The sequence below is a fragment of the Glycomyces salinus genome (genome assembly GCF_016428645.1).
Taxonomy (GTDB): Bacteria; Actinomycetota; Actinomycetes; order Mycobacteriales; family Micromonosporaceae; genus Glycomyces; species Glycomyces salinus.
Genome location: NZ_JAELXW010000117.1, coordinates 17,913 through 29,340, shown reverse-complemented (window position 1 = coordinate 29,340; position 11,428 = coordinate 17,913). Strand labels below are relative to the sequence as shown.

The following is an 11,428-nucleotide window of genomic DNA, read 5'->3' as shown; positions in this document are numbered from 1 at the left end:
ACATCATCGTCTACGCAGACCCCTAACCGAACGGCATTGGGAGTAGACGGAAGTGGGCCCGGGGAGTCGCTCCCCGGGCCCTTCCGAACTTCTAGCCTTCGTAGTGGATCGTCAGACGCGTCCACGCCCCGATGTTGAGGTATGAGCCGTCGCCGAGCGGCACCTCGATGTTCGGTGCCAGCGGCTCGTCCGAGCCGTTGAGGAACGTGCCGTTCGAGGAGCCGACGTCCATGATCGTCCACGAGCCGTCCGGCTTGGAGAACAGCTTGGCGTGCTGGGCGCTCACGCCCGGGTCGGCCACGTCGCCGGACAGGTCGATGTCCGGAGTGACGCCGCGCTTGGCGCTGTAGCGGCCGATGGTCAGCTCGGGCCTGTCCATCGGGAAGCGCCGCGGCTTGGCGAACGACGGGTACTGGAGCTGGGAGGCGCCGTCCGAGGCGGCCACCTTGTTGAAGTAGCCCTGGTCGGCCGTTGCCGCCACCACCCAGCGGGTGGCCGTCTGCTGCCCGGGGGCGGCGTAGTTCGAGGCCACGTCGTGCGGCTGGGAGTCAGGGACGCTGAAGCCGCCGGTCGACGGGGCCGAGGGCGGCGCCGAGGTCGGGGCGCCGAACGGCGCGGCCGGGACGCCCGGAGGCGGTCCGGGCGGCTCGGAGACCGGCGCGGGCGGCGCCGAGGCCGGAGCGCCTCCGTACTGCTGCTGGGCGTAAGGGTCTTGCTGCGGCTGCCCATAGGGGTCCTGCTGAGGTTGACCGTAGGGGTCCTGCCCGTAGCCGCCGGGCTGCGGCTGCTGCCCGTAGGGATCCTGCTGAGGCTGCCCATAGGGGTCCTGCTGGGGCTGGCCGTAGGGGTCCTGCCCGTAGCCGCCGGGCTGCGGCTGCTGCCCGTAGGGATCCTGCTGCGGCTGCCCATAGGGGTCCTGCTGAGGTTGACCGTCGGGGTCCTGCCCGTAGCCGCCGGGCTGCGGCTGCTGCCCGTAGGGATCCTGCTGCGGCTGCCCATAGGGGTCCTGCTGAGGTTGACCGTCGGGGTCCTGCCCGTAGCCGCCGGGCTGCGGCTGCTGCCCGTAGGGATCCTGCTGCGGCTGCCCATAGGGGTCCTGCTGAGGTTGACCGTCGGGGTCCTGCCCGTAGCCGCCGGGCTGCGGCTGCTGCCCGTAGGGATCCTGCTGAGGCTGCCCGTAAGGGTCCTGCTGGGGCTGGCCGTAGGGGTCTTGCCCGTAGCCGCCGGGCTGCGGCTGCTGCCCGTAGGGATCCTGCTGGCCGTAGCCGCCGGGCTGCTGCGGCTGGCCGTACGGATCCTGCTGCGGCGGCTGCCCATAGGGGTCCTGCTGCGGAGGTTGGGCGTACGGGTCGTTCGGCGCGTAGCCCTGGCCGAAGCCCGCGGGCGACTGCGGGGCCTGGCCGCCTTGCTGCCAGGCTGGGTTCGGAGTGCCGCACTGCTCGCAGAACTGCCCTTGCGGGAATGCCCCGCAGGCGCACTGGTAGCCGCCCGGCTGTGGGGCCCCGCCGCCGGGATAGGCTGGCTGGTAGGTCAAGGTCTTCCCCCTCCAAGCAGTTCGGTGTAATCGGCTTCGCCGGCGACGTCGTCCGGCGAAGCGGAGTCCTCGTCCTGACCGGAACCCGGGTCGGCATGTTCCTGCTCATGCATTTCGACCTGGACTGAACCGGGGGATTCGAGCTCCAGAACCGCGACACTGATGTTGTCGTGCCCGCCATGTGCGAGCGCCTGTCGTGTCAACGCTACAGCCTTGTCGCCAACACCGCCGTCCGGCAGGGGCAACAGGTCCGCATCGTCCGAGAAATATCGTGACAGACCGTCGCTGCACACTACGACATGTCCGCCGTCGAGTGCAACCCGGAGAAGGTTCGGATTCAGTGCGGGGGCATCGGCGCCGAGCCAGGCCAGCAGTGCCTTCGCGTACGGGTTGTTGTACCGCTCATCGGAGGGGTCGACGCCCTGGTACTCCAGCCGCGCGTGGATGGTGTCGTCGACTGTGAGGCACCTCGCCTCCTTCTCGCCGGCCCAGTAGGCCCGGGAGTCGCCGACCCAGCACAGCACGGTCTCGTTGCCCTCGACGATCGCCGACACGTACGTCGACGACGGCGGCGATTGCGGGTACTGCTTGCCGACCGCGGCCACCGCCTGGTGGGCCGCGGTCACGCCGCGGCGCGAGGCGTCCTCGGCCGACAGCCCCTCGCCCAGGGCCTGCCTGATCTCGGTCACGGCCGCCTCGACGCCCGCCAGGGACGCCCGCTCGGAGTCGCTGGCGCCCGAGACGCCGTCGCACACGACTGTGATCTTGCGCCCGTCCTCGGCCAGCGCGATCGCCAGCGAGTCCTGGTTGTAGTGGTGCCGCTTGCCCACGTCGGTGGCCGCGCCGACGCCCGGAAGCGAGAACGCGGCGTGGTCGTCCGAGCCGCCGGGGTGGTCCGGGTTGTCCTCGGTCGCGGCCGAGGAGAGCCAGGCGGGGGTCTCGGCGACCTGCTCGTGCTCCTCGAGCTCGCCGCCGCACACCTCGCAGTAGCGGCCGACGTCGGCGGCGAGCCCGCAGGCCGTGCAGTGCTTGGCCGGGCCTTGGGTGGCAGTCGGTGAGGGCTGCATGGTCGGCTCCTTCGCTACAACATCGTCCGGGGGCGGTGCCGGTTGGCCTGGTCGAAGTAGTAGACCTGGTCCTCGCGGTCGGTGCAGGTGTGGGCGAGCCTACGGTAGGCCTTCTCGAGGGCGGTCCGCAGCTCGCGTTCCTCGGGGCGGGCCTCGAAGATCGTCGGCGCGGCGGCCGGGCCCGCCCGCTGGACCAGGTCGATCGCGGAGTGCAGGATGCGGGTCGCGACCAGGTTCCGCCGCCGCGGTTCGAGCCCGAGCTCGTCGAGCCGCAGGGCCATGTGGTGGAGGTCCATCAGGCTCGGCGGGGTGGTGCGGCTGTGCAGCGAGGTCTGGATCGCGGCCGTCTGGGCGGTCCCGTACTGCGAGGAGGTCTTGGGCACCTGGTGCAGGGCGTTGATCGCCTCGGTCGAGTTGCCCTCGGCGTCCAGCAGGCGCGCCCGACCGTAGGCGGCCGAGACGAACCGGTGGTCGCACGACCAGATCCGGGTGTAGTGCGGCAGCGCCAGGTCGGCTCTCCCGGCGGCCTCGGCGCAGGCGGCCAGCGCCAGGCGCGGGGCCAGCTCGCCGGGCAGGTGCGAGTAGACCGCGTCGAAGTGCGCCGCGGCCGTGTGGAAGTCGGCCGCCAGCAGCGAGACGATCCCGCGCATCCAGGTGACCTGCCAGGTGTTGCCCTCGGCGGCCGCGAACGCGTCCAGGGCCGCGGCGGCCTGCGGCAGGTCGCCGACGGCCAGGAGCGTGCGCACCCGGCGCAGCTGCACCTCCGGGCTCTGGACCGGCGCGGCGGCCAGTTCGGCGAGGATGGTGGCCGCGTCGGTGCCCTGGAGGGTGGCCAGGAAGGCCGCGGCGGGGTCGGCCACGTCCACCATCGGGGTCGGCAGGGCGTGGGCGAGTTCGAAGTGGTCGCCGACCTGGGCCAGGTCGCGCTCGACGTCGGGCTCGCCGAAGACGGCCTGCTCGCCGCTGAACAGTGTCGAGGGTTCGAACTTGGGCTCGCCCAGGCGCATCGACTGGACCTCGTGGAGGACGCCGCGCACCTGCGTGCGCATCTCGTCGGCGTCCTGGAACCGCGAGCGCGGGTCCACGTCGCAGGAGCGCAGCAGCAGCCGGTGGTAGGAGCCGAACCGCTGGAACAGCGGCGTGTCGGCCGCGGCGGGGAACGAGTCCTTGAACTCACCGGTGAAGCCCTTGAAGTCCAGCGACAGCACCGCCATCGAGCGGCCGATCGTGTACAGGTCCGAGGTGATCGAGGGGCCCACCGAGAGGATCTCGTCGTTGGGCACCGAGTAGCCGGGCGTGCCGTAGACGGCCGACTCCTCGTCGTCTACGCGGCGGACCGCGCCGAGGTCGATGAGCTTGAGCCACGTCTCCACGTGGATAACGTTGTCCGGCTTGAAGTCGCAGAACAGCAGGCCCCGGTCGTGCAGATACGAGAACGCCGGGAGCAGCTCGGCGGTGTAGGTCAGGACCTGCTCCAGCGGCAGCGGCTCCCGCTTGCCCTCCTCATCGGTCGTGTCGCGGATGTCCCGCAGGGACTTGCCGGCCACGTACTCCATGACGATGTAGGACTGGAGCTGCCCCGAGCGCGGATCGGCCGCGGTGACGAAGTCGTGGATGTTGACCACGTTCGGGTGGTCGATGCCGACCAGGAACCGCCGCTCGTTGATGGCGGCCTCGATCGCGTCCTCGTCGGTGGTGTTGATCAGGCCCTTGATGACCACCCACCGCTGGGTGAGGTCGTCGGCGAAGTTCTTGTCGTTGGCCAGGTAGATCCAGCCCAGTCCGCCGTGCGCGATCGCGCCCAGGATCTCGTAGCGCTCCGAGAGGATGTCGCCGGGCGCCAGACTGGGGGTGAACCAGTAGCGGGAGCGGCAGTACGGGCAGAAGCCCTCGACCCTTCCGCCGCGGCCGGCCTGCGGCCTGCCGACCGGCTTGCCGCACGAGCCGCAGAACCGCTTGTGCTCGGGCACCTGCGGGCTGTCCATGACCGCCTCGGCCGGGTCGCGCGGCTCGACCGGCGGCATGTCCGACAGGCCGCCCCGCTGCCGGGAGCTGGAGGTCGTCGAGCGGGTGACCGGCCCGGTGATCGGCTGCGGCAGCGGCGCCGCGGGGGCCCGGTACGGGGCCGGAGGCGGGGACGGGACGCTGCCGGTCATCGGCACCTGCTGGGAGACCGGCTGCGACACCGGCGGCTGCGGCGCCCCCGATACCGGCTGCGGGGAGTACCCGGGCGGCGGCGCGGGCGGCGTGGTGAGCTTCTTGCGCACCCGCAGCGTGTCCGACTCCGCCTCGGACTCGACCTGCCCCCGGGACGGATCGACGCCGTAGCGCATGGTGTGGTCGGGCTGCTGGTCGCTCATGGCCTCAACCTTCAATCCTGGTAGGTCGTCGTCACGGGCGGCGGGTCCGGCTGGTCCAGCGGGGTCGCCAGCCACCGCTCGTAGATCTCAGCCCACGTGCCGTCCTCGATCATGTCCTCCAGGACGCCGTTGACGTACTGCGCCAGCTCGGTGTTGCCCTTGGCGAAGGCGATCCCGTAGGGCTCCTCGGAGAACGGCTCGCCGACCACCGCGAGCGTCGGGTCCTGAACGGCCATGCCGGCCAGGATCGTGTCGTCGGTGGTGATCGCGTCGACCACGCCCTGCTGGAGCAGCACCAGGCAGTCGTTGAAGTCGGGGACGGTCACCGGCTGCGCCTCGGAGAGCCGGTTGATGTTCCCCGGCGAGGTCGAGCCCTCGCCGGTGCACACCTGGTGGTCCGCGGTCAGGTCCTCCAGGCCCTCGATGCCCGACTCGGACTGGACCAGCAGCCGCTGCCCGGCGTGGTAGTACTCGGTGGAGAACTCCACCTCCTGCCAGCGCTCGCAGTTCATGGTCATGGTGCGCACCACCAAGTCGGCCCGCTCGGAGTTGACCGCCTCCTCCCGCTCCGAGGAGGTCATCGGTACCCACTGGACGGCGTCGGCGCTGCCCATGAGCCGCTCGGCGATCTCGCGGGCGATGTCGATGTCGAACCCCGAGAGGTCGTTGCTGACCGGGTCGCGGTAGCCCATCAGGTTGGTCGACTGGCTGATGCCGATCCGCACCAGGTCCGGTTCTGCCAGGGTCTCGCGGGCCTCCTCGGCCGTGACCGAGCCGGGCCGGTAGGAGGCCAGCGGGTCGCAGCTGTCGTCGGGGGGCTCGGTGCTCAGGTCCGGGTCGAAGTCGATGCCCTCGGGCAGCGGCACCGGCACCTCCACGTCCGGAGGCGGCGGGTCGGAGGGCGTGGCGCAGGCCGCCAGCAGCAGGCAGGCGGCCGCGGCGGTGGCGAACTGGATCTTCTGTCTCATCATGCGTGGTACTCCGCCACTCGCAGCTGGATGCCGATCGCCGTGCAGACCATCGCCAGCAGCGCCAGGACCGCCAGTCCCGCCGCCGCACCGGAAAGGGACCGCTCGGCGTCGGCCGTGGCGCCCACGAACCGCTCGGCGCTGATGTCGGTGGCCTCGGTCAACGCCTCGTTGAGCTGGTCGAACGAGGTGGCCAGGCTGTTCTCGTCCTCGCCGACGGCCATGTCGACCGCCTCGGAGTAGGAGCCCTCGCGGGCGAGCTTGATGACCTCGTCGTGTCCGTCGCTCCAGGCCGACGCCGACTCATCGGCCTCGGCCAGGGGCCCCGACAGGCCCGAGTCGTCGCCGAACGAGTCGTTGAGCTGCTCCAGCAGCCCGCCCTCGCCGGTCAGCTGCGTCATCTGCTCGGCGTAGCGGTCGGCGGCGTCGCCGTCCTCGCCGCGGGCGATGAGCAGGAGCGACTCCTCGGCGCGGGCCTGCTGGGCGGCGATATGGGCCTCCGAGAGCAGCTCGAGCGGGTCGGCGCCCTCCTCGTGCGAGCGTTCGGTGTGGCTGGCCGAGGCCAGCGCCGACAGCGCCAGCCACCCGGCGAAGCCGATCATCGCCACCGTCGCCCCCACCAGGCCGAGGTTGAACACGCGGTTGGTCTTGCGGCTGAGCCAGATCTGCGACCAGACCAGGACCCCCAGCGTCAGCACCCCGAGCGCGGCGGCGATCCACGGGAAGGACGCCGCGTCGTCCCTGGCCTCGCCGAGATCACCGATCGCGTTGCTCTGCAGCGTGTTGGCCGCCGGGAGCATCTCGGCTCGCATGAGCGTCGACGCCTGCCTCTGGTAGGTCGCGCCCACCGGCTCGCCGAGCCGGTTGAACGTGCGCGCCGACTCGACCAGGCCGGTGTAGACCGGCAGGCGGGCGTCGATCTCGGCCACCAGCTGGGCGTCCTCGGTGGTCTCGACCTCCCCGGCGGCGGTGGTCAGCGCCACCGAGGCGTCCCGCAGCGCCTCCTGGTAGGTGATGCGGACCGTGTCCGAGGCCGTCCCCGCAGTCAGGAACGAGCTGGCGGCGGTCGCGTCGGCCTGCGAGAGCGCCTGGTAGAGCTGGAGCGCCGCCACCGACAGGCGCCCGGACTGGCTCGTGGTCTGCTCGATGACCGCGGATTTGCCGAGGATCGCGGTCATGCCGGTGACACCGGCGCCGAGGATCAGGACGACCAGGACGGTCAGCAGGCCGCGCAGTTGGCCGGGCGTGTGCCGCAGGGCCGCCAGGGCGCGCGAGACCCATGAATCTCCGGGTGGGGCGCCCGGCGTCTTCGGTGGAGACGCCTGTGGCGGGGCGGGAGGGGACTGGACGGTCAACTTCACCTCTCAGCAGGTCTCGCGGGGGCAGCCCTCATGGTATCGGCCCGTGGCAATTTACGGCTCCGCAGGCGTCGCCGTGAGGCGGCGAGGCCCGCGACGCCCGTCCTCGCGCGCCGCGCGTTGTAGATTGAGCACGTGCCGATCTCCGAATCTGACGCCCGCTGGATGGCGCGGGCGATCGAGCAGGCCGAGCAGTGCCCGCCCTCGACCACGGCGTTCAGTGTGGGCGCGGTGATAGTAGTCGACGGCCGCTTGGCCGCCGAAGGCCACTCGCGGGCGGAGGAGCCGGCCGACCACGCCGAGGAGGTCGCCCTGCGCCGCGCCGCCGGACCGGTGTCCGGAGCCACCGTCTACTCGACCATGGAACCGTGCGGGAGGCGCGCCTCCCGGCCCGATCCGTGCGCGCGGCTGCTCATCGAGGCCGGCGTCGCCCGCGTCGTCTACGCCCTGCCCGAACCCGAGCACTTCGTCGACTCGCCCGGCGGCGACCGCCTCCTGCGGGAAGCGGGCATCCGGGTCGAGGTCATGCCCGAGTTCGCGGCGGCGGCCGAAAGGCCCAACGCACACCTCCGATAGCCTGAAACCCATGAGGCCATTGATCGGCGCCGACGAGGTTGCCGCGATACAAGGGCCGGTCCTGCTCGACGTCCGATGGACGCTGGGCGGGCCGCCCCAGGAAGCCGAATACCGCGAAGGGCACCTCCCCGGAGCGGTCTGGCTCGACTTCGAAACCCGCGTGTGCGGCCCCGCCGGCCCCGTCGGCGGACGCCACCCCCTGCCCGACCCCGGCGACCTCCAGGAGGCGCTGCGCGAGGCGGGCGTGAGGGAGGACTCGACCGTGGTCGTCTACGACGGCGGCGACGGCCTGGCCGCCGCCCGCACCTGGTGGACCCTCCGCTGGGCCGGCCACGAGCGGACGTTCGTGCTCGACGGCGGCCTACCCGCCTGGACCGCGAGCGGCCGGAGCCTGGAGATCGGCCCGGTCGAGCCCGAGCGCGGCGACCTCACCGTCCGGCCCGGGGCCCTGCCGGTCCTCGACGCCGAAGGGGCCGCCGCGGCGGCCTCCGGAGGCGACCTGGTGGATGTCCGAGCACCCGAACGCTTCCGGGGCGAGAATGAACCCATGGACCCCGTCGCCGGGCACATCCCCGGCGCGGTCAACGTCCCGATGGGCCCCCGGGCCCGCTACGACGAGCACGCCGAGGCGGCCTTCTACTGCGGCTCGGGGGTGGCCGCGTCGAAGGCCGCGCTGGCGGTGGCGGCCGGCGGCGATGCCGTACCGCCCGTATACATCGGCTCGTGGAGCGACTGGATCTCGCGCGGCCGCCGGGTCGCCACCGGGGAGGAACGATGAGAAGGATCGCCGCGGCCGCCGCCGCTGCCGCGCTGCTCGCGATGGGCGCGTGCAGCGAGGAGAACCCTGACGAGCCCTCGGACGAGGATCCGGTCGAGACCGCCGCCAACGGCGAATCGCCCTCCGAGGACGAGACCGGGCCGGTCGAGCTCAACCTCGAGGACGCCGAGGGCGCCTGCCCCTACATCGACTCCGAGCTGCTCGACTCGACCACCGGCGAGGAGTTCCGCTTCGCCTCCGGGGCCCCGACCAGTGCCGACCAGGAGGCCGCCGAGGAGGACGAGTCGGACGTGCCCGACCAGGCCACCTGCGCGGTGCAGACCGGCGAGGCGGCCTACCCGGACCTGACCCTGTTCATCATCGGCACCGAGGCCGGCGCCGAGATCTACGAGGACGAGCTCTCCGACGGCGCCGAGAGCGTCGACGACCTCGGCGAGGTCGCCTACTGGATCGTGCACACCGAGGACACCGGCGCGGGACCGGCCCTGGAGATGGGCTGGTACGACGACGGCGACATCTACGAGCTGCGCTACACCACGCCCGAGGAGACCGAACCGGCCGCGGTCGAGGACCTGGTCTCGGGCTTCACCGAGCTGGCCCGCTCGATCAACTCGGCCGCCTCGGAAGAGGACTAGGGCCCGTTTAATAGCTCCGGGCGAGGTCGTATCCGAGTCCATTTGTTCGCTCGCAAGGCGGAAGGTAGTCCGGCTACCGGGGTTGTAACCGGGCTGCCTGGCAACGCAGTGAGCGGGCGAATGGGCCGGATACGGCCCGGTCGGGGTTATTAAACGGGCCCTAGAACGCACAGGCACCCTCCGCGCCCGAAAGGACGGGGAGGGCGCCTTGGTGCGGAGCAGGGCCCGGCCGGTCACTCGACCGGCGAGGCGAACACCTTCGCGGCGTCGTCGACCGCCAGACGCAGGGTCCGGCCGTCCCCGTTGATGACTATCTCCCCTTCGACGCGGTCGATCGCGACCTGCGCGCCGGGGTCGACCCCGGCCTCGTGCAGCGAGGTCAGCAGGTCCGGGTGGGTCTGCACCGACTCGCACAGGCGCGTCACGCGCACCTTCGAGCCCGGCGCGACCACGCTCAACGGGCGCTCGTCGCCGTCGGCGTCGGTCTCCCGCGCCTCGGAGTCGAGCTCCTCCAGCCCCGGGATGGTGTTGCCGTAGGGCGAGCGGGTCGGGTGTTCGAGCAGCTCGTAGACGCGCTTCTCGACCGAGTCGCTCATGACGTGCTCCCATTTGCACGCCTCTTCATGGGCTTCGACGTAGGACATCCCGATCACGTCGACCAGGAGCCGCTCGGCCAGCCGGTGCTTGCGCATCACCGAGACCGCCTGCCTGCGGCCCTCCTCGGTCAGCTCCAGATGGCGGTCGCTCTTGACGTTCAGCAGCCCGTGCCGCTGCATGCGGCCCACGGTCTGGGAGACCGTAGGCCCGCTCTGCTCGAGTCTTTCGGCGATCCGGGCCCGCAGGGCCGGGACACCCTCCTCCTCGAGCTCGAGGATGGTCCGCAGATACATCTCGGTGGTGTCGACGAGGTCCGTGGTCACAGCTTCGTTCCTTCGTTAGGTCCGCTCCCGTCTTGCCGAAGCCTGCGAGCCGTATATCGGCTCGGCTTCCGGAACGGAATGGGTCAGGTAGCCGCCAGACCCCCTGTCGAAGACAATGATATATCCCGGTCACGCCACATAGTCGGCGAGCCGTCCCGCGTAGTCGGGTTGGCGCAGGCGGTGCAGGGCGTTCTTCTCGATCTGGCGCACCCGCTCCCTGGAGAGCCCGAAATCGGCCGAGACCTCTTCGAGGGTCCGCTGGCGGCCGTCGTCGATGCCGAAGCGCAGCCGCAGCACGGTCTGCTCGCGCTCGGGCAGGCTGGCCAGGACCGAGGCGATGTGGCGGCGCAGCAGGGCGTAGGAGACCGATTCCTCGGTGGCCTGGTTGCGCGGCATGTGCGCGACCAGGTCGCCCAGGGCGGTCGAGTCGTCCTCGCCGACGGTCTGGTCCAGGCTCACCGGCTCGCGGTCGTAGCTCATCAGCTCCAGGACCTTCACCGGCGAGGTCTCCATGGCCTCGGCGATCTCCTCGTAGCGCGGCTCGCGGCCCAGCTCGGCCACCAGTTCCTGCCGCACCCGGTTCATCCGCTTGATCTGGTCGACGGTGTGGGCCGGGACGCGGATCGTGCGGGACTGGTCGGTGACGGCCCGGTTGATGGCCTGCCGGATCCACCAGGTGGCATAGGTGGAGAACTTGTAGCCCTTCTGGTAGTCGAACTTCTCGACCGCCCGGATCAGGCCCAGGTTGCCCTCCTGGATCAGGTCGAGCAGGCTCATCGCGTGCCCGGAGTAGCGCTTGGCCACGCTCACGACCAGGCGCAGGTTCGATTCCAGCATCCGCTGCTTGGCGGCGCGGCCCTCGGCGGCGATCTTCGCCAGGTCGCCGCGCAGGTCGGGATCGGTGGTCTCGGAGATGCGCTTCCCGGCGATGAGGCCGGCCTCGATCGCCTTGGCGCATTCGACCTCCTCGGAGGCGGTCAGGAGCCGGTGCTTGCCGATGCCGTTGAGGTAGGCGCGGACGGGGTCACCGGAGTACTCGGCGGCGCGCTGGGCCGGCCGCTGACGGATGCTGTCGACGGGTGCCATCGTTGGTTCGCCTTTCGCTGCTGTCCCTCGCTTGGGGTGGTTCCGCACCGTCCGGAGGGCGCCGGGCCGGTGTGATTTACCAGCTTGCAGCGGAAATCGGCGAATGGGATCCCTCAGTGGGAAGGGTGGCACGAACCCGGGATACA

At 71.2% G+C, this 11,428-nt stretch carries 10 protein-coding genes; 3 read left to right on the top strand and 7 right to left on the bottom strand.

Going from position 1 to position 11,428, the window contains the following annotated elements; all coding sequences use genetic code 11:
- Positions 1–91: 91 nt before the first annotated feature.
- The 5 genes from JFB92_RS22035 to JFB92_RS22015 are packed head-to-tail and all read right to left on the bottom strand — an operon-like array spanning position 92 to position 7,284.
- Complete coding sequence (locus tag JFB92_RS22035) at positions 92–1,534, bottom strand: FHA domain-containing protein (protein ID WP_199043684.1); 1,443 nt, start codon at positions 1,532–1,534, stop codon at positions 92–94.
- Positions 1,531–2,601, bottom strand: a complete 1,071-nt coding sequence (locus tag JFB92_RS22030; protein ID WP_199043677.1) for a PP2C family protein-serine/threonine phosphatase — start codon at positions 2,599–2,601, stop codon at positions 1,531–1,533. Before JFB92_RS22030 ends, JFB92_RS22035 begins: the two co-directional genes overlap by 4 nt.
- Before the next feature lie 14 nt (positions 2,602–2,615).
- Positions 2,616–4,961, bottom strand: coding sequence for a serine/threonine-protein kinase (locus tag JFB92_RS22025; protein ID WP_199043675.1), 2,346 nt, complete (start codon positions 4,959–4,961; stop codon positions 2,616–2,618).
- Between the two features lie 11 nt (positions 4,962–4,972).
- Positions 4,973–5,932, bottom strand: coding sequence for a glutamate ABC transporter substrate-binding protein (locus JFB92_RS22020; protein WP_199043667.1), 960 nt, complete (start codon positions 5,930–5,932; stop codon positions 4,973–4,975).
- Complete coding sequence (locus tag JFB92_RS22015) at positions 5,929–7,284, bottom strand: GlnX family signal transduction membrane protein (RefSeq protein WP_199043665.1); 1,356 nt, start codon at positions 7,282–7,284, stop codon at positions 5,929–5,931. The genes JFB92_RS22020 and JFB92_RS22015 overlap by 4 nt, the downstream gene beginning before the upstream one ends.
- Positions 7,285–7,422: 138 nt before the next feature.
- Here JFB92_RS22015 and JFB92_RS22010 point away from each other — a divergent pair, with 138 nt between their 5' ends.
- The 3 genes from JFB92_RS22010 to JFB92_RS22000 are packed head-to-tail and all read left to right on the top strand — an operon-like array spanning position 7,423 to position 9,276.
- The gene (locus JFB92_RS22010; protein ID WP_199043663.1) at positions 7,423–7,863 is read left to right on the top strand and encodes a deaminase; all 441 of its coding nucleotides are present in this window, start codon (positions 7,423–7,425) and stop codon (positions 7,861–7,863) included.
- 10 nt (positions 7,864–7,873) lie between these two features.
- Positions 7,874–8,641, top strand: a complete 768-nt coding sequence (locus JFB92_RS22005) for a sulfurtransferase (protein WP_199043662.1) — start codon at positions 7,874–7,876, stop codon at positions 8,639–8,641.
- Positions 8,638–9,276, top strand: coding sequence for a hypothetical protein (locus tag JFB92_RS22000; RefSeq protein WP_199043661.1), 639 nt, complete (start codon positions 8,638–8,640; stop codon positions 9,274–9,276). Before JFB92_RS22005 ends, JFB92_RS22000 begins: the two co-directional genes overlap by 4 nt.
- Before the next feature lie 233 nt (positions 9,277–9,509).
- Here the strand turns inward: JFB92_RS22000 and JFB92_RS26730 are convergent, their stop codons facing one another.
- On the bottom strand, positions 9,510–10,196 hold the full coding sequence (locus JFB92_RS26730; protein WP_199043660.1) for a metal-dependent transcriptional regulator: 687 nt from the start codon (positions 10,194–10,196) through the stop codon (positions 9,510–9,512).
- A 129-nt stretch (positions 10,197–10,325) separates the two neighbouring features.
- Positions 10,326–11,282 carry a sigma-70 family RNA polymerase sigma factor gene (locus tag JFB92_RS21990; RefSeq protein ID WP_199043659.1) on the bottom strand — a complete coding sequence of 319 codons (957 nt, stop codon included), beginning with the start codon at positions 11,280–11,282 and terminating at the stop codon, positions 10,326–10,328.
- Between the last annotated feature and the right edge of the window lie 146 nt (positions 11,283–11,428).

Coding starts and splice junctions, on each gene's coding strand:
- JFB92_RS22020 (WP_199043667.1), bottom strand. CDS start 5,932: ATGATGAGACAGAAGATCCAGTTCGCCACCGCCGCGGCCGCCTGCCTG.
- JFB92_RS22025 (WP_199043675.1), bottom strand. CDS start 4,961: ATGAGCGACCAGCAGCCCGACCACACCATGCGCTACGGCGTCGATCCG.
- JFB92_RS21990 (WP_199043659.1), bottom strand. CDS start 11,282: ATGGCACCCGTCGACAGCATCCGTCAGCGGCCGGCCCAGCGCGCCGCC.
- JFB92_RS22005 (WP_199043662.1), top strand. CDS start 7,874: ATGAGGCCATTGATCGGCGCCGACGAGGTTGCCGCGATACAAGGGCCG.
- JFB92_RS22030 (WP_199043677.1), bottom strand. CDS start 2,601: ATGCAGCCCTCACCGACTGCCACCCAAGGCCCGGCCAAGCACTGCACG.
- JFB92_RS22000 (WP_199043661.1), top strand. CDS start 8,638: ATGAGAAGGATCGCCGCGGCCGCCGCCGCTGCCGCGCTGCTCGCGATG.